This window comes from Streptomyces spectabilis (genome assembly GCF_008704795.1).
In the GTDB taxonomy this organism is placed as follows: domain Bacteria; phylum Actinomycetota; class Actinomycetes; order Streptomycetales; family Streptomycetaceae; genus Streptomyces; species Streptomyces spectabilis.
Genome location: NZ_CP023690.1, coordinates 8,726,641 through 8,744,519, shown reverse-complemented (window position 1 = coordinate 8,744,519; position 17,879 = coordinate 8,726,641). Strand labels below are relative to the sequence as shown.

At 72.0% G+C, this 17,879-nt stretch carries 13 protein-coding genes; 7 read left to right on the top strand and 6 right to left on the bottom strand.

What is annotated here, in order from left to right; translation table 11 throughout:
- Positions 1-208: 208 nt before the first annotated feature.
- Positions 209-436: an MbtH family protein gene (locus tag CP982_RS37200; RefSeq protein WP_150514499.1), complete on the bottom strand. Its 228-nt coding sequence runs from the start codon at positions 434-436 to the stop codon at positions 209-211.
- A gap of 334 nt (positions 437-770) precedes the next feature.
- The gene (locus CP982_RS37195) at positions 771-1,586 is read right to left on the bottom strand and encodes a thioesterase II family protein (protein WP_150514498.1); all 816 of its coding nucleotides are present in this window, start codon (positions 1,584-1,586) and stop codon (positions 771-773) included.
- Positions 1,587-2,272: 686 nt separating this feature from the next.
- On the opposite strand from CP982_RS37195, the gene CP982_RS37190 reads away from it, so the two are divergent.
- The 3 genes from CP982_RS37190 to sbnA all read left to right on the top strand — a co-directional run bounded on the left by CP982_RS37190 (position 2,273) and on the right by sbnA (position 8,068).
- On the top strand, positions 2,273-5,776 hold the full coding sequence (locus CP982_RS37190) for a non-ribosomal peptide synthetase (protein WP_150514497.1): 3,504 nt from the start codon (positions 2,273-2,275) through the stop codon (positions 5,774-5,776).
- Between the two features lie 212 nt (positions 5,777-5,988).
- Positions 5,989-7,032 carry a 2,3-diaminopropionate biosynthesis protein SbnB gene (gene sbnB / locus CP982_RS37185; RefSeq protein WP_150514496.1) on the top strand — a complete coding sequence of 348 codons (1,044 nt, stop codon included), beginning with the start codon at positions 5,989-5,991 and terminating at the stop codon, positions 7,030-7,032.
- 28 nt (positions 7,033-7,060) lie between these two features.
- Positions 7,061-8,068, top strand: a complete 1,008-nt coding sequence (gene sbnA, locus CP982_RS37180) for a 2,3-diaminopropionate biosynthesis protein SbnA (protein WP_150514495.1) — start codon at positions 7,061-7,063, stop codon at positions 8,066-8,068.
- A 90-nt stretch (positions 8,069-8,158) separates the two neighbouring features.
- Here sbnA and CP982_RS37175 read toward each other — a convergent pair whose 3' ends face one another.
- Positions 8,159-9,418, bottom strand: a complete 1,260-nt coding sequence (locus tag CP982_RS37175) for an MFS transporter (protein ID WP_150514494.1) — start codon at positions 9,416-9,418, stop codon at positions 8,159-8,161.
- Positions 9,419-9,535: 117 nt separating this feature from the next.
- Between CP982_RS37175 and CP982_RS37170 the strand changes: the two genes are divergently transcribed.
- Positions 9,536-10,135 carry a class I SAM-dependent methyltransferase gene (locus CP982_RS37170; RefSeq protein ID WP_150514493.1) on the top strand — a complete coding sequence of 200 codons (600 nt, stop codon included), beginning with the start codon at positions 9,536-9,538 and terminating at the stop codon, positions 10,133-10,135.
- 28 nt (positions 10,136-10,163) lie between these two features.
- Here the strand turns inward: CP982_RS37170 and CP982_RS37165 are convergent, their stop codons facing one another.
- Positions 10,164-10,919 carry an alpha/beta fold hydrolase gene (locus CP982_RS37165; protein ID WP_150515920.1) on the bottom strand — a complete coding sequence of 252 codons (756 nt, stop codon included), beginning with the start codon at positions 10,917-10,919 and terminating at the stop codon, positions 10,164-10,166.
- Positions 10,920-11,143: 224 nt separating this feature from the next.
- Between CP982_RS37165 and CP982_RS37160 the strand changes: the two genes are divergently transcribed.
- Entirely contained in the window at positions 11,144-11,665 is a 522-nt protein-coding gene (locus CP982_RS37160; RefSeq protein ID WP_150514492.1) for a PadR family transcriptional regulator, read from the top strand.
- Here CP982_RS37160 and CP982_RS37155 read toward each other — a convergent pair.
- Entirely contained in the window at positions 11,654-12,559 is a 906-nt protein-coding gene (locus CP982_RS37155; protein WP_150514491.1) for an oxygenase MpaB family protein, read from the bottom strand. The genes CP982_RS37160 and CP982_RS37155 overlap by 12 nt on opposite strands.
- A gap of 98 nt (positions 12,560-12,657) precedes the next feature.
- Between CP982_RS37155 and CP982_RS37150 the strand changes: the two genes are divergently transcribed.
- The gene (locus tag CP982_RS37150; protein WP_150514490.1) at positions 12,658-12,933 is read left to right on the top strand and encodes a hypothetical protein; all 276 of its coding nucleotides are present in this window, start codon (positions 12,658-12,660) and stop codon (positions 12,931-12,933) included.
- 311 nt (positions 12,934-13,244) lie between these two features.
- Positions 13,245-14,099, top strand: coding sequence for a hypothetical protein (locus tag CP982_RS37140; RefSeq protein WP_150514489.1), 855 nt, complete (start codon positions 13,245-13,247; stop codon positions 14,097-14,099).
- 44 nt (positions 14,100-14,143) lie between these two features.
- Here CP982_RS37140 and CP982_RS37135 read toward each other — a convergent pair whose 3' ends face one another.
- On the bottom strand, positions 14,144-17,521 hold the full coding sequence (locus tag CP982_RS37135) for a hypothetical protein (protein ID WP_150514488.1): 3,378 nt from the start codon (positions 17,519-17,521) through the stop codon (positions 14,144-14,146).
- Positions 17,522-17,879 lie beyond the last annotated feature (358 nt).

Here is a 17,879-nt window from a genome sequence, read left to right as displayed (position 1 = left end):
ACCAATACCCCTTAATTGATCTATTCAAAGAGTTCTGCGGGCGGCGGGCAGTCCACATGCGGCCGTCCGGGCATTCCTGTGACACGCCGGAAGTCGGCGCGGCCCGGTACACGGGCCGGCCGCTCCTGGACGCCGACGGTCACGAGAAGACGGGTTGCCGGGGAATCGGGAACCGGCACCCGGAAAGTATCGAAAGGACTGACCTGCGTCAGGCCTTGGCTTCAACTCCGGCTTCCATGGCGGAGATCAGGCTTGCCGGACGCATATCGGTCCAGGACTGCTCGACGAACTCGAGGCACTCGGTGCGCCCGGCTTCACCGAACACCTTGGTCCAGCCAGCCGGAACGTCGGCGAAAGTGGGCCAGAGCGAGTGCTGGCCCTCGTCGTTGACGAGAACGACGTACGTGCCGTCGGCGTCTTCGAACGGGTTGCTCATCGGTTTCTCCTCTTGCGTGGGAACTTGACTGGGATCTCGGGTGGGATCTTGTGTGGATCTCGGGTGGGGCTTGCACCCGACTTGCGCGGGCTCGTGCGCGTCTTGATGCGGGCGTAGAGGGGAACTCGCGGGTCCTACTGGGGACTTGACAACGGCTTGCCTGAGATCTCGTACGGCATTCCCGGTGCGCCGACGATCCGGCGATCCGAATCCCCCGAACACCGGCCGCGGCATGCCGAAGAGGCCGAGGCGCGTGCGTCAGCGGGCCGCTCCGACGCCGTGCGGGGCGGCGCAGTGGTGCCGTACGAGCTCGCGACCGGTTGGCGGCGGCGGGTCAGCGCACCCGTCTGTCCAGGAGGGGCCGGAGGCTGCCGACGACGTCGCCGACGAGTTCCTCGGCGTGCCGCGCCAGGTAGAAGTGGCCGCCGGTGAAGCTCCGCGCGGCGAACGGGCCGCTCGTCACGGCCGCCCACGCCTCGATCGCCTGCGCGTCGAGATAGGTGTCGTCGTCACCGTAGTAGGCGTGGACGGGGATGTTCAGGGCGCGGCTGCCGGGGCTCTTCCTCCCGTAGCGCTCCACCAGGCGGAAGTCCGAGCGGATGACGGGAAGGACCAGATCACGGAGTTCCGGATCGGCGAAGGCATGCGCCTGGGTGCCGCCCATGCCGATGACTTCGTCCATCAGTTCCTGGTCGTCGGCCTCGCCCAGATTCCGCGTGCGCTCGTGACCGGGGCCCGCGCGGCCGGAGAGGAAGAGCGCCATGGGTGCGGTTCCGTGGAGCGGGGCGCGTTCCGCGTGCGGTCGCGCCGTCGCGTGCAGCCGCGCCGCGACCTCGTAGGCGACGGACGCCCCCATGCTGTGCCCGAAGAACGCCACCGGTCTGTCGAGCAGCGGCCGAACGGCGGACAAGACGTCGTCGGCCAGTTCCTCCATGGACTCCGCGAAGGGGTCCATGAGGCGGTCTTCCCTGCCGGGATAGCGGACCGCCAGTACTTCGATGTCGGACGGGACGAGGCGGGACCAGCCACGGAAGTAGCTAGCGGTGCCGCCGGCATGGGGAAAGCAAATGAGGCGGGCCCGCGGGCTTCCGCCCCACGTGGTGATCCGCCGGAACCAGCGGTCGGCCGGGGCAACGTTTTCGCTAAGCATGTGCCAAGGTTTCTTCAATAAGCCTGGGAGATACGGAAAGTGCCGGGACAGCACCTGTTCGGACGGCCGTCCCGATGGGGCGCCTTACTCAACGGGACACTGCCCATTGCGCGGCGACTCCCTTTCCGACAGTCGATGTCGTCGTACACGCCGAATCGCTGAAACCCATCACACTTCCCCCGTTTGCCCGTTTTCGCGGCCTCGGCACCTACCGCCGACCGCGTGCAGATCTTGCCTGCAGGTCAGCACCGATCCAAGGCCCTGTGAGATTACTCACCGATGCCGTCAGGCAACATCAAGACGTCTGCGTCCTGTTGACGTCCGCCATCGGTCGCGCCCTCACGACACTGTCATGAAGACCCGATCTGGACAAAATTCATTGGCCGTCGCGTCCAGCCGTACCGGACGCGCCGTCAGTTCCCTGTCGAGCAAGGGCGGAACGCCCTCAGGAACGGGCTCTCGGCGGCATCCTCGATGCGGTCCGGAACGCCCTCGCGAACACCCTCCCGACGGTCCAGACCGGTGAGGTAACGTTTGACCGTCTTCGACTACGAGTAGTTCAGGGGGATCGGGCACGGGCCCGACATTCGTAGCCGTTCCACGGGGCGTCAAGCTGCTTTCCGTCAACCGGATTTCGATGCGCCGTTCACCCCTCCCCTCGGCTTCCGGCCCCACAGGAGAGAGCGATGACGATCACTGGAGCACCGCAGCGGCTGATACCTCGTTGGGTGCCGCCGACCAGTGCCCGACCCGGACACGCGGAGCTGACCCGGACGGTCCCCGTGCGCCTGGCCGCTCGCGTCCGCCTCCTGGCCCGCCGTTCCGCCGCGCCCTGGGAGGCGGCGGCGCTCGCCGCGCACACCGCGGTCCTCGGCGCGCTCAGCGGTGAACAGGCCTTCGTGACGGGGTACGTCGCCCCGACCTCCGCCGCCGCACCGGTCGATGTCCGGGCATGCACGCTCACCCTGGACGACGGAAGCTGGCGGAAGCTCCTGACCACGGCCGCACGCGCCGCGCAGGACACCGCGGGCGGCGCCTTCGAGACCGTCCTCGACCTCGGCCCCGGGCAGCCGCACCAGAGCCCCGACGCCGCCCTGACCGTCGCCCTGCGGAACGGCCCCGAAGGGCCGACGCTGCGTCTGCGCTACCGCCTCGACGTCCTGGACGCCGAGGCGGCCGAGCGCATCGCGGGGTACTACGTGACGGCCTGGGAGCACATGGCCGCCGCGCCCGACGCGCCGTGCCGCAGCCGCGTCCTGCTCTCCGACGACGAGCTCCGCCGCCAGCTCCACGACATGGCCGGGCCCGCGCGCGAACTGCCCGACCGCCGCTTCCACGAACTGTTCGAGGAACAGGCGGCGCTGCGGCCGGACGACATCGCCGCCGTGCACGGGAGCGAAAGCCACACCTATGGCGAGCTGAACGCGAAGGCCAACCGCATCGCGCACGCGCTGCTCGCCAGGGACCTCGGCCCGGAAGCGGTCGTGGCCGTCGTGACCGAGCGTCACCTCGACTGGCAGGCAGCGGTGATCGGCATCTTCAAGGCCGGAGCCGCCTACCTGCCCGTCGAGCCGGGCCTCCCGGCGGAGCGGATGGCCCGGATGCTGGAGCGCAGCGGCTGCCGCCTCGCCCTGACCGAGGAGGGCGGCTCCGGGCAGCTGGCGCGGGCCGCCGCCGCGGACCTGGACGTGCTGACCGTCGCCGCCGCCCTCGCCGAAGGCCGCTCCGAGCACAACCCCGGGGTCCAGGTCGCCCCCGGCCAACTGGCCTACCTGTACTTCACCTCGGGCTCCACCGGCGAACCCAAGGGGGCCATGTGCGAGCACGAGGGGTTCGTCAACCACCTGTACGCGAAGATCGACGACCTGGGCATCGACGAGGGGCAGGTCGTGGCGCAGACCGCGCCGCAGTCCTTCGACATCTCCCTGTGGCAGCTCGTCTCCGCGCTCGTGGTCGGCGGACGCACCCTGATCGTCGAGCAGGACGCCATCCTCGACGTCGACCGCTTCCTGGAGACGGTGGAGCGGGGCGGGGTCACCGTGCTCCAGATCGTGCCGTCGTATCTGGAGGTCCTGCTGTCCCGGCTCGAGGACGCTCCCGGGCGGCTGTCCCGGCTGCGCTGTGTGTCGGTCACGGGCGAGGCGCTCAAGAAGGAACTGACCGTGCGCTGGTTCGCACGGTTCCCCGCCATCGCCCTGGTGAACGCGTACGGGCTCACCGAGACGTCGGACGACACCAACCACGCGGTGCTGACCGCGGTCCCCGAGCGCGACTCCGTGCCGCTCGGGCCGCCGGTGCGCAACGTGACGGTCTACGTAGTCGACGACGACCTGCGCCCGGTCCCCCTCGGCGCCCCCGGTGAGATCGTCTTCTCCGGGGTGTGCGTGGGTCGCGGCTACGTCAACGATCCCGTGCGTACGGAGCAGGCGTTCGGCGAGGACCCGCACCGCCCGGGCCATCGGCTGTACCGCTCGGGTGACTTCGGGCGCTGGCTGCCGGACGGCTCGCTCGAGTTCCTCGGCCGACGTGACGCGCAGATCAAGATCCGGGGCTTCCGCATCGAGATCGGTGAGATCGAGAACCAGTTGCTGCGGCTTCCCGGAGTCCGGGACGGCGCCGTCGTGGTCGTCGACAACGGCGAAGGGGACCGTGAGCTCGTCGGCTTCCGGACCGGCTCCGAGCTGCCCTCCGAAGAGCTGCTCGACGGGCTGGCGCAGAGCCTTCCGGTGTACATGGTGCCGCGCAGGGTCGTGCTTCTGGACGCGCTGCCGCTGACGTCGAACGGCAAGACCGACAAGCGGGCCCTGCGGGCGCTCGCCCAGGAGCTCCTCGCGTCCGCCGAGCAGGAGACCCAGGACGCGCCGCGCACCGACGAGGAACGCCGGATGGCCGAGGCGTGGGCCGAGGTGCTGCGGGTGCCCGTCGAGAGGATCGGCCGCGAGAGCGACTTCTTCGCCCTGGGCGGGACCTCCCTCTCGGCGATCCGGCTCGTCGTGAAGGCCGAGCGGGCCTTCACCCTGCGGGACGTGCGCGAGCACCCCACGCTCGCCGCTCTGGCCGCCCTCCTTGGCACGGCGGAGGACCGCTCCGCCGCGCCCGCCTCCCCCTCCCCGGAAGCCGATGCCACGGCCCCGTCCGCCCCCCGGGACGACCAGCGAGACGAAGGATCCGAGCACACCATGGCACCGACGCCGAGGCCCGCCGCCGACGCCCCGTTCGACGTGGTCAGGACCGAGGGACGGCCCGCCGTGCTCGACCTCGGCGCCGACGCGCCGTCCGACCCCGTCGCCTGGGCCGCCGAGCACCGCGCGCGGCTGCACGCGACCGTCGCCCAGCACGGCGCCCTGCTGGTCCGCGGCCTGGGCCTGCGGGACGCGGAGACGGTCGGTCGGATCAGCCGGGAGCTGCTGCACGAGGTGATGACCGAGCGGGAGGGCTTCGCGGCGCGGAGCGTCCTCGCGGACGGCGTCTACTCGTCGTCCGAGTGGCCCGCCGAGCAGCCGATGTGCATGCACCACGAGCTGAGCTACGCCCGCGAGGTGCCGGGCACCCTGATGTTCGCCTGTCTGACGGCGCCGTCCTCCGGCGGCGTGACGGCCGTGGCGGACTCCCAGGAGGTGCTGGAGGCGCTGCCCGCCGACCTCGTGGAGCGGTTCGGGAGCGAGGGGTGGCTGCTCGACCGCAACTACACCGACCTCACCGGCATCAGTCTCGCGGCGGCGTTCGGCACCGGGGACCGTGCGGCCGTGGACGCGTACTGCGCGGACCGCGGCATCGAGACCCGCTGGGCGGGCGACGGCGGCCTGCGCACGCGCCAGCGCTCCGCGGCCGTCCTGCGCCACCCGGTGTCGGGCCGGCGGGCCTGGTTCAACCAGGTCTCGTTCCTCAGCGAGTGGACGCTCGACGCGGCGATCCGCGAGTACCTGAAGTTCGAGTTCGGCGACGACGGCCTGCCCTTCAACACCCGCTACGGCAGCGGCGCGGCGATCGACGAGTCCACTGTGCTCGCCATCAACGAGGTCTACGAGAAGCACACGTTGCGCGAGCCGTGGCGAGCCGGAGACCTCATGATCGTCGACAATCTGCGGATGGCCCACAGCCGGGAGCCGTACGAGGGGAGCCGTGAGGTCGCGGTCGTCCTCGGTGACCCCGTGGCGCTTCCGGCCTTCCCCGGCGCGGCGCAGTCCTGACACCGGGGCGTTTCCGGGCCGCGGCGCAGTCCTGACAGCGGGGCGCCACGGGCCGGAGGCGCCTCCCTGCCCCCTGCGCGGCGCTTCCGGCTCACGATCCGGCGCGGCCCCGCTCCCGGGGCGCGCTCCCGAGCGCCGCGGCGGCCTGCACCCGCGCCCCGCCGCACACCCAGCAGTCACCAAGTCACGCATCCTCACGGTTGGAGTCAGCCTTGTCCCACGAGCCCGTCGTGCCGTCATTCGCCGTGATCACCGGCGAGCAGGTCGCCCAGGTGCTCACCGGCGGCGAGACGCAGGTGGTGGATCTGATCGAGGAGGTCTACCGGCTGCACGGCCGGAACTCCACGGTCAATCCCCCGTCGTACTTCCTGCGGTTCCCGGACCGGCCCACGTCACGGATCATCGCCCTGCCCGCGTCCGTGGGCGGCGAGCAGCCGACGGACGGCCTGAAGTGGATCTCCAGCTTCCCCGACAACGTCGCGTCCGGCATCCCGCGCGCGTCCGCGGTCCTGATCCTCAACGACCACGACACGGGCTACCCGTTCGCGTGCCTGGAGAGCTCGATCATCAGCGCCTCCAGGACGGCGGCTTCGGCGGTCCTCGCCGCCGGGCGCCTCAGCCCGGGCGAGCGGCCGCGTCGCATCGGCTTCATCGGCACCGGGCTCATCGCCCGCTACATCCACCACTACTTCGAGGCCACCGGCTGGACCTTCGACGAGGTGGGTGTCCACGACCTGTCCGAGGACCACGCGGGGGCGTTCGCGCAGTACCTGAACGGCCGCCCGGGCGACGCCCGGGTCGTCGTCGGGCGTACCGCCGAGGACGTGATCCGGGACAGCGACCTGGTGGTCTTCGCCACCGTCGCGGCGAGCCCGCACGTCCACGACCCGGCGTGGTTCGCGCACAACCCGCTCGTGCTGAACGTGTCGCTGCGGGACGTGGCCCCGGACGTGGTCCTGGCATCGGCGAACTTCGTCGACGACGTGGAGCACTGCCTGAAGGCCGACACCTCCGTCCACCTGACCGAACAGCGGACGGGCAACCGGGACTTCATCGACGGCACGCTGTACGACGTCCTGGAGGGCCGGGCCCAGGTGCCGACGGACCGGCCGGTGATCTTCTCCCCGTTCGGCCTGGGCGTCCTCGACATCGCTCTCGGCAGGCACGTCCACGACCGGCTGCGCGAGGCGGGACGGCTCGGCGTCGTGGACGGCTTCTTCCACGAGCTCGACCGCTACGGACGTACCGGCGCCTGATCGGCGCCCGAACGAAAGGGGTGATGAAGTGCCGGTTGTCTCAGCCCCCTACGAGATCAACGCGGATGACGTGTTCGTGAATCTCGCATCGGTCTTCGGGGTGCCGCTCCACCTCAAGTGCGAGGGCTTCAACCTCGCGGGCTCCATCAAGCTCAAGGCAGCTCTGGAGATGGTGCGCGCGGCCGAGCGGGACGGTGTTCTCACCCCTGGGTCCGTGATCGTCGAGTCGTCCTCGGGCAACCTCGGCATCGCGCTGAGCATGATCGCGGCGCACCGGGGCTACGGCTTCGTCTGCGTCACGGACTCCCGGTGCAACCGCGCGAGCCGACGGCTGATGGAGTCGTTCGGCGCCGAGGTGCGCGTGGTCACGCAGGCGGACGAGAGCCGCGGTCTGCTGGGCGCGCGGATCGACCTGGTGCACCGGATGTGCGAGGAGGACGCGCGGTACGTCTGGCTGAACCAGTACGCGAACCCGAACAACTGGCGGGCGCACTACCGCAGTACGGCGCCCGCCATCGCGGCCGAGTTCCCGGAGCTCGACGTCCTCTTCGTGGGGGCGGGCACCGGCGGCACGCTGATGGGCTGCGCCCGCTACTTCCGGGAGCGGAGCAGGCCCGTGACGATCGTGGCCGTCGACAGCGTCGGCTCCGTGACCTTCGGCGGTCCCGCGCTGCCCCGGATGATTCCGGGTCTCGGCGCGGGCGTGCGGCCTCCGCTGCTCGACGCGAGCCTGGTGGACGACGTGGTGATGGTGCCCGAGAGGGACACCGTCAACAGCTGTCACGCGATGGCGCGGCACGGCTTCCTGTTCGGTGGTTCGACGGGCACGGTGGTCAGCGGCGCGCTGCGCTGGCTCGCCGCGCGCGGGGACGCGCCCGCCCTCACCGCCGTGGCGCTCGCCCCCGACCAGGGCGAGCGCTATCTCGACTCCGTGTACGACCCCGCGTGGGTGGAACGGCACTTCGGGTCGCCCCAGAGCTGGGGCGATCCGGTGGAGCAGCCCGTGCGGCCGCAGGAGTTGGCGCGGGATTCCTGAGCCTGAACGTCCGGACGGGAGCCCGGACGTTCAGGACGGGCATCGGACGTTCAGGACAGCCCCTGAGCGTTCAGGACAGGCCCTGCACGCTCAGGACGGGACGGGGGCCTTCGGCGGTGCGGGCTCCTCCCCCGCCGCCCGGGACGCGAACACGGACGGCGTCATGGCTCCCCAGGCGAGGACGACGACCACGGCCATGGCCCCGAATCCCACCCAGAACGGCGCGACGATGCCGAACGTCCTGGCGACGACACCGCCGATCAGCGAGCCGAGGGCCAGTCCGCCCATGCTGAACAGCAGATGGACGCTGTTGACCCGGCCGAGCAGCCCGGCCGGTGCGGCCCGCTGGCGATAGGTGTCCGCGACGACTCCCCAGACGGTCGCGTGGGCGCCGAAGACGACCAGGGTGACGGCCGCCACCCACGGGGACCGGGTCACCGCGAACACGAGGTGGGAGCACGTCTCGACGAGCAGCCCGGCCCGCAGCAGGGGTGCGGCGCCGAACCGGGCGTCGAGGCGCGCGGCCGACAGCGTGCCGACCACACCGCCGATCGCGGTGGCCGACAGGAGGAACCCGTAGCCGACCTCGGTCAGTCCGAGACGTTCACGCGCGTACAGCACGTATGCCGCGAAGGCGCCACCGAAGGTGATGTTCATGAGGCCGACGACCAGGGCGAGCAGCCGCAGCGCGCGGTGGTTCCACAGCCAGCGGAAGCCTTCGCCGATGTCGCGCCGCATCGACGAGCGGGCCGGTCCCGGCTCCGCGGCCTGCTCCGTGTCGCCGGTGCGCGGACGTATGGAGAAGACGAGCCCGGCCGCGAGGAGGAAGGTGGCGGCGTCCACGCCGAACGGAAGCGCGGCCGCCGCGGCGAAGAGCCATCCGCCCAGGGGCGGCCCGGCGAACTGGCTGCACAGCATCCGGGCTCCCGAGAGCCAGGCGTTGGCCTTGGCGAGGTCTTCCGGGGGAACCACGCTCGGTACGAGGGCCTGGCTGGCGTTGTCCGCGAGCGTCGAGCCGAGGCCCATGAGGAAGACCGCGCCGTACACGGCGGGAACGCTCAGCAGGTCGCCCCAGGCGAGGAGGGCCAGCCCCCCGATCACGACTCCCCGCACCGCGTCGACGACGGCCACCACGATCCGGCGGTCCACGCGGTCGACGAGGGCTCCGCTGAGGAGCGAGAAGATCAGCCAGGGGAGTTGCTGCGCGAAGACGGCACCCGCGATGAGCGCGGGATCGTCGGTGAGGGTCGCCATCAGCAGCGGGCCTGCGGCCAGGGTGACCCCGTCTCCCAATGCTGAAGTTCCGGAGGCGAACCAGAGTTTGGCGTAGTCACGCTTCTGCGGCGTCATAAGGCGCAGACCTTAGCAAACATGATCATTTCTGATCAAAGTAGGTCCCGTGCGCGGGAGTAGCCCTCGCCCGCGTACAACCCGGCCCCTCCGGAGACATGCGGAATCATGAGCCCCATGACCGATGACCACACACGCGTCCAGGAGTTCTTCGCGGCACGCGCCGCCGACTGGGACAGCCGCTTCCCCGACGACGGCCCCGCCTACCGCGCCGCCGTGGCCGCACTCGGCCTGCGGCCGGGCGCCCGGGTCCTCGACGCCGGCTGCGGCACGGGCCGCGCCCTGCCGGCGCTGAGGGACGCCGTGGGGCCCTCCGGGACGGTCCTGGGCGTGGATCTCACCCCGGCCATGCTGGAGGCCGCCGTACGGGCGGGCAGGCAGTCCTGCGGCCGGCTCCTGCTCGCGGACGTGGCACGGCTGCCCGTACGCGCGCAGACGCTCGACGCCGTGTTCGGCGCGGGCCTCGTCGCGCACCTGCCCGACCCGGCCGAGAACCTGCGGGAGCTGGCGCGGGTGGTGCGCCCGGGAGGCCTGCTGGCGCTGTTCCACCCCGTGGGGCGCGCGGCCCTCGCCGCTCGCCAGGGCCGCCAGATCACCCCGGACGACCTGCGCGCCGAGGACAACCTCGGCCCGCTCCTCGCCGGTTCGGGCTGGCAGCTGACGTCGTACATCGACGAGGACGCCCGCTTCCTCGCCCTCGCCGTACGACAGGACTGACGCACCTCAGAGCGCACGAGGACGTCACTCAGGAGCGTCCCGCGAGCACCGCGGCGAAGGCGGGCGGGTTGTCCAGCATGACGTTGTGCCCGGCATCGGGCACGGTGACGACCCGCACGCCGGACGCCTCCAGGTCGTCGCCGCCCGGGACGTCTCCGCTCAGCGCGCCCTGCACGAAGACGCGCTCCACGGAGAGCGCCATCAGCGTCGCGCGCATCGTGGGCCGCGTCCCGCGCGCGAGGCCCATGGCACTGCGGTGCAGGGCACGCGGATCGACGAGGCGCATGGTCGCGGCCCATGCCGGGCCGACCTTCTCCAGTACGCGCGCGTACCCCTCGGCGACGAAAGCGTCCTCTTCGTAGCCCACGATTCCGCTGCTGCCCGCGGTCCTCGGCGGATACGGGTCGAGGTTGGCCTCCGTGAGGACGAGGCGTGCCACCAGGTCGGCCCTGCGGTGGGCCAGCACGATGGCCACGGAGCCGCCCATGCTGTGCGCGACGATCTCCGCGTCGCGCACCTCCGCCTCGTCCAGGGCCGCCGCGACAGCGTCCGCATGGTCTTCCAGGGTGTAGCCGAAGCCGCTGGGGCGGTCGCTCAGGCCGTGACCGGGCAGGTCCACGAACAGCGATCTGCGCCCTGCCAGTTCGGACCGGGCGGCGATGTGCGCGTGGTAGGGCGCCGAGGCCGCCCCGAGGCCGTGCACGTACACCCGCGCGGGGCCTTCGCCCTCGAACTCGGTCCACCGGATCAGACTGCCCTCCGCGTCGAACCGCGCGTTCCTGATCGTCATGTTCCGCTCCCCCTTGAGTGCCGCTGAGTACTGCTGAGTGCCGCTGAGTGCCGAGCTCCGCCGGGCACGGCTTTCCGTTTGAGCACGGTGTTCCGTTTGAGCACGGCTTGTCGTTGAGCGCCGGGTTCCGCTTCTGCGTCCGGCGCCTCGTCGCACAATACATCGCCTCCGAAGTACTACGGACCCGATGTACTCCGCGAGTGCGGCAGAATGCGGACATGCTGGAGCTCGCCATCCTTGGATTCCTGTACGACTGCCCGCTGCACGGCTACGAACTGCGCAAGCGCATCACCGCTCTGACGGGGCACGTCCGTCCGGTCGCGGAGAGCACGCTGTACCCGGCCATCAAGCGGCTCGAGAAGGCGGGGCTGCTGGCCCGCGAGACCCAGCCCGGGGCCGTGGCAGCGCCGCGCCACGTCCTGAGCCTCACCGCGGACGGCAGGAGCGAGCTGCACCGCCGTCTGGCCGAGCCTGAGCGGGGGGACATCACCGACGAGAACCGCTGGTTCACGGTGCTCGCCTTCCTGCGGCACCTGGAGGACCCGGACGCCCAGGCCGCGGTGTTGCGGCGGCGTCTCACCTTCCTCCAGGAGCCCGCCAGCTTCTTCTACGACGGCGACCGGCCGCTGCGCGCGGAGGAACTGGACGACCCGTTCCGGCAGGGCATCCTCACCATCGCGCGAGCCACGAGCCGCGCCGAACTCGCCTGGCTGCGCAAGACCCTCGCGTCACTCGGCTGAGCCCGCGGCGGGCGCCTCCTCGTGCCGCACCGGACAGCCGCGCACGCCGGGCACCGGCCGGGTGCCGAGCTCGCCGATCCTGTAGCCGTCCGGGTAGCCCTTGACCTCCCAGTTCTGCCGTGCGTAGCGCGGGGCCGTGCGCGGCGGGAGGAGGCGGACCGCACGGCCGCGCAGCCGCACCGCGCGCCGGGCCAGCGCACGCGTCGCGGCGGACGGCTGTGCGTAGTCGAAGGCCCGCAGGAGCGACTCGTCGAGCAGCGCCAGGGTCGCCCTGCGCAGGACGGGCGCCAGCGGGCGCGGATACCAGGAGACCATCAGCTCCAGGGTCGCGTCGGAGACACTGCGCGCCCCTTCGTCCCATCCGAAGTGGGCCTCTTCGTAGGCGTCGAGACACTGGGCGAACTCTTCGTAGGAACCGGGGATCTCCTTGATGCCCATGTGCTGGCCCAGAGTGCGGTAGTACGCCGCCGCCGCGGCCATCTCGTGCCGCGACAGCCTGCGCCATCCGTAGCTGTCGATCCAGCGCTTGGGCATCACGACGAACGTGCACAGCACGTAGCGCATGTCGTCATTACTGATGTCGTAGCTGCGATGCATCTGGTTGATGCGGCGGATCGCCGTGTGCCCCTCGTCGCTGTCGAAGCCGTGCTCGACGATCGCGTCCAGGAGCAGCGCCGTGTCGTCGTACCGCTTCTGCGTACGGGTGCTGAACTCCGCCGTCTCGGCCAGGAGGGCACCGATGCTCGGCACCGCGTAGGTGCGGTACAGCGCGAGCTCCAGCGCGCGTGCGTGGTCCCAGGGGAACTCGTAGGTCGCGGACAGTCGGTAGATCTCCAGGTAGTCCTTCTCCGGGTCGAGGCACCGGATCTGCTGGAGCCGCTCGTAGCGCTTCACCGCACGGTTCCCCTTCTGCCGCCGAGCCTTCAACTTTACTTTGAGATACGAAGGATGAGCATCCAGTAGCGGGACCCGCGCGGGGGAAGGTGACCTGAATGTTCGACTGGATCCGCAAGCTCTGGAGGGTGGACACGGCGCCGGGCGACGACAAGCGCACCCACAACCTCTTCGAGGCGGCCGCCGTCTATGTGGCTGCCTGTGCCGAGGACGACCAGGAGCGGATCGACGAGGCCTCGGGCTGGGTCTCGCCGGAAGCGCTGTCCTTCGGAGTGAACGAACTGGCCTGCCGGGCGGTCATCGCCCTCGCCCGTGAGCACGACGAGTCGCCGGGCGCCGTGGCGCGTACGCTCCTCGGCCTGCCCGCCGCGTGACGTCGGTGTGCGTGGGGTCGGGGCAGACGAGCGCCACCGTGAGCGGAACGCCTGTCCCGGCGGCACCGTGAGCGGAACGCCCGTCCGGGCGGCGTGGGCGAGCCGCTCACGGACCTCGCACGGCGTGCGGGGGCGGTAGCTCGGACCCCGTCCACAGCAGCCCTGATGGAAGCGCACGCCCGCCCTCAGAACCGCTGACAGGGCGCGCCAGGCGGCGATGTCTTCCTGGTCACGGACCCTCGACGGCGCCTGGGGCCAGTGGTTATGGTGCGCCGTCGGAGAAACACGTGGGCAGTGATGGGGAGGCCTGCATGGCCGGAACGGACGACGCCGTCGCCGCCGATGACGACGCCCTGTACGTACTGACGGCGGTCCTGCTGACGCCCGCGAAGTTCCCCAGTGTGCTCGGCGACGACTACCCGGAGGCGTGTGCGGCCCTCGACCTTCCGCCGGTGGCCGCCGGGTACGGCCTGGTGCTCGGCCAGGACGGCTCCGGCGCGCGCTGGACGGTCGTGACCGACGACGTCTCGCTCGTCGCCGTCGCGATCGCCTCCTGGGACTGCGGCATGGAGTACGACCTGTCGCCGGGCGAGCGCACCGTGGTCGAGGCGCTGCCCGGCTGGCCGCTGGCGGTGGCCGTGGCCGCGCCGGGCGTGCCCGCGCCGCACGACCCGCAGCCCGAACCCGGGACGCCCCACCGCATCCCCCTGTCGCCACCGGAGTCGGACGCGTGGGGGCCCGCGCAGCGGCGTCTCGGTGCCGACGAGATCGCTCTGCAGTGGGCCGTCTGGCGCGAGCAGATCGACGACGCCGACTTCACGGCGGGCGATGGGGCCGGGGCCGGGCAGCCGCACGACGGCTCCCGGGCGGTCGCCGTCGAGTCCGCGCACTCCGAGCCGCTCACGGGTGTACGACGCGTCCTGGCCGAAGTACGCGCCTACGTGGAGACGCCTCCGCCCCTGGGCCGGGTCCGGTCGTCGTTCGCCTCCGGGGAGGCCCGCACCCTGCGTGCCGACGGTCCCGGCTGGTCCATGGTCGCCAGGACCGACGACATCGCGTTCGTCCTGCTCGACGAGGAGCCGGGCGAGGTTCTTCCGGTGGGGCGCGGGTCCGAACTGCCCGGCCTTCTCGCAGCACTCGACAGGATGGCGGTACGCCCCTCCTGAGATCTGGCTCCTCCTTGGCCGGGCGGTTCAGCGTCTTGCGGTGTTCAGCAGGAGCGCGGCCTTCCGGAGTGCAGGAGGAGCGCGGCGGTCGCCGTGTCGCTGTCCTCGTGCCGTCGCAGCGCCGCCAGTTCGGCCTGCCAGGTGTCGTCCCATGAGGTCGCCCTCCCACCGGCGCCGACCAAGGCGAGGGCCATCAGCCCCGATACCGGGGTGCCGCGTTCTCGCAGCAGTCGGGCGGCGGTGAGCAGTGCGCTCCTGGCACGCGGTTCGTCCACGTCCAGGTACGGCTCGCGTGCGAAGGCGAGCCGTTCAGGGCGTTCCTCGACCAGTTCGAGGAGCCCTTCCCAGCGTTCCTGGTCGCACCGGCCGTGCCGCAGCGCGGCCAGGCAGATGTCCCACAGGAGACGGACCGCCTCGCGGCGCAGTCCAACAGCGCATAGAGCCGTGGCGAGTTCGTCGGCGACGGACAGGGACTCCACCGTCGCGTGCTGGACCTGCGGCACGGCATCGGCGATGCCCGCCAGGCGCCGCAAGGCATCCTCTCTCCCTTGCCGGTCGGCCCCGGTCCCCTGTCGTCGCAGCTCATGGAAGGCGTTCGTGAGGGCACGGAGGCCGGACGGGCCGAGGGGAAGCCACATCAGCTGCCTTGCCGCCGCGTTCCACTGTCGAGGACTGCGCGCCCGGTCGACGGCCACGGCGATCAGCGCCCGCAGCACGTCGTCACTGTCCTGCGCGCACCATGCCGGCAACGCCCTGCACGCGGCGACGGCGGTCTCCTCGTCCGCTTCCTTCAGGAGGCGCATCAGAAACGCCCGGTAGGCCGGGGCCATGGAGTCCCTGACGGGCCCCACGCGCGTGTGGATGATCGCGTCGCGGACGGCGGGTTCGGTGGCGCCGCGCAGCAGCCGTTCGGCGATTCCGGCGCGGTCGATCGTGGCCACGAGGGCGAGCGCCAGGACGGCACGCACATCACGGTGCTGCCGTGGCGTGTCCCAAGCGGACACCAGGGCGTCGTGGGCCGCCACCCCGGGCAGCCCGGCCAGCGCGCGGGCGGCTTCCTTGCGGGTGCCCACCGGCGTGTCCTCAGCGCACACGACCGGCGCGAGCAGCATGAGGGTGTCCTGCTCGGGCAGGGCCTTCAGGAGGCTCCGCAGGGCACCCATGGCCGCGCGGCCGCGGACGCCGCCCGTCGCGGCATGGCGCAGCAGAGCGTCGAGGACGGGCTCGTTCCTGGGCGTCGCCGTGCCGTACGCCGTGCCGTACGCCGTGTGCCGAGCGTCCAGCAGCGGCCCGACGGCCGGCCCCAGCGCTCCCAGTGCGGCCGCGGCGACCGGCTGGGGTGCCGTGTCGGCGAGCGCGGTGAGCAGACTCGGGTCGCGCAGCTGAGCGGCCGCGTCGGCGCGGGCGCGCAGCGGGGCGTGGGGATCTTGGGCGACCCTCGCGTGATGTGTCTCCCAGGCGTGGCGCTGTGCGGGCAGCCAGCGGCCTCGGACGCCCGCGCGCAGCCGAGGGGCCCAAGGGAGGGCACGGGGCCGCACGCGACCGATCAGACCTCCGGGAACGGCCGTGAGGAGTTCGCTCAGGAGGTCGGTGCGTCGGGTGACGAGAGTCTCCAGGACGCGCGGCACTGTCGCGAACGAGGCGTCGATGCCGACCAGTTCGGCACAGCGCTCCTCCCGTAGCGGCCCCGGCGCCACCCAGGCGGCCGCCGCGCGGGCCGCGAGGTGCGGGTCGTCGTCCTCCAGTGCGGTCCGGCGTACCAGGGCGTCGAGGTCGGGCAGGGCGGCCAGGTGAGGCGCCAGGAGTTCGGCGAGGTGGACGCGGCGGTCGGCACGCGCGCGTGACTCTGGCGTTGTGGCCTTCCAGATGGCCTGCGCCGTCGCCCTGTCGATGCGCAGGGGACGCGTCGACCGGGTGAGGCGCGGGTCGCTGACGACGTGGCCCAGCAGCTCCACCGCGTAGGCGGCACGGCCCACGCTCCCCCTCGACGCCGCACCGTGGACGGCCCGGCGCAGCAGCCTGTCGACCGCGGCCAACGTGCCGGTGGTCGAGTCGCGCGACTGCACGGCGGTCAGCGCGGCATCGCGCAGTACATGGTCCGGGAGGGCCGCCAGGAGCTGCCCCGAGGCGCCGGAAAGCTGCTCCAGGGCGGCACGACGCACGTCGTCCTGATCGTGCCACGCCCGTTCGCAGTCACCGGCGACGCGGGCGAACTCATCCGGATCGCCTTCGAGTTCGGCGCAGGCGAGGAGCGCGGGCCAGGCCAGAGCACGCTCGTGCGCGCGATGGCCTTCGGCGAGGGCACGGAGCAGCGGTTCGCCTTGGGCGAGCGGCAGCGCGGGGGCGAGTCGGCACACCATCCAGTCCCGGCGCGACCAGCGCGCCACCCAGGGGCCCACAAGGCGCCCGCGATCTGCCGCGGACAGGGCCGCGAGCGTGGGGAGCGGAATGGAGCGGACGGCGCGCGACCGCGCGGTCCGCTCTCTGAGCAGACGGTCCCGCTCCGGCGCGGGGAGAAGCGCCAACAGGCCGTCCGGGGAGACCTCCACGCGACGGGAACGGCCGGAGCCGACACGGGTCGGCGGGCAGCGTCGCGCGAGATCCACCAGGTCCGCGGGCGGGAGCGCGCGCAGGGCTCGGCGCACGGCGGGCGGCAGGGGCCCTGGCGGCAGCGGGAGTTCGCGCGGGGATCCGTCCTCCCGGGGCGGTGCGGTGCGCAGGATCTCCAGCACGCGGTCGGGCCAGCGCAGCAGGTGGCGGGCCGTGGGCCCGGACACCAGGTCGGGGGCTTGGTCGAGCAGGAGCAGTGCGGCGTCCCGGTCTCGCCGCGCCGCGAGGCTCGCGACCGCTCTGTGTCCGCCCGTGAAGCGACGGCGGTGACCGGCGGCACCCCGGGAGCGGGCGGCGAGCAGGCCCGCGACCGCCCGTGGCGCCGTGCGGGCCAATGTGTGCAGCACGCCTTGCGGCGGGTCGAGCCGAGGCAGCCAGTCGGCGACGGTCTCGGCGGGGCATGCGGGCAGCAACAGGGCGGCGTCCCGCGCACCGTACTGCTGGTGCACGGCTGGCAGGAGGCGGGCCGCGAGGGCGGAGCGGCGGCCGTGCCGCAGGACGCGGTACGTCTCGTGCCGGGCCGCCCCCACCGGACTCAGCGCGAGCTGCTCCAGGGCCTCGTCGGCGATGGGCAGCCGGATGGCCGCCGCCAGGGCGCGGCGGCGCAACAACGGGTCGGTCAGGGCATCGGCGACGGTCGTGAGGTCGCGGCGGGCGACGGCGAGGAAGAGCGCGGTGTGCCGCTCGTCGGGCGTACCGGCATCGAGGGCGCGGCGCAGGGAGTCGTACGCGGCCGGGGCGAGGGTGCGGGCGTAGCGCGCGAGCGCGCCGGTGCGTGCCGGGAAGGGCAGCGCGTCGAAGTGGGTCCTCAACCAGGCCGGTGTCAGCGGCGCTGGGGCGCTCTCGGGTGTGGCCTGAGGCTGGACGTGGTGCGTCTGGTGCGTCTGGTGCGTCTGTTGTGTCTTTTGCGTCTGTGACGACGCTTCGTGTGCGGCCATCAGCGATCACCGTGGGATCGCTGGGCCTCCTTTCCGGAAGTCATGGGCGTCATGGTGCTGGGCTGCGCCGGCTGACGCAACGGGTTTTCGATCTCGCCGGGCTGTCTCCTTCTCCCACGCCGTCACTGGGCCTTCTCCATCACTGGGCCTTCTCCATCACTGAGCCTTCTCCGCTCCGGCCCTCCCGAGCCTGCTGCGCCCTGGCTTCCCCGAGCCTTCTGCGATCCGGCTT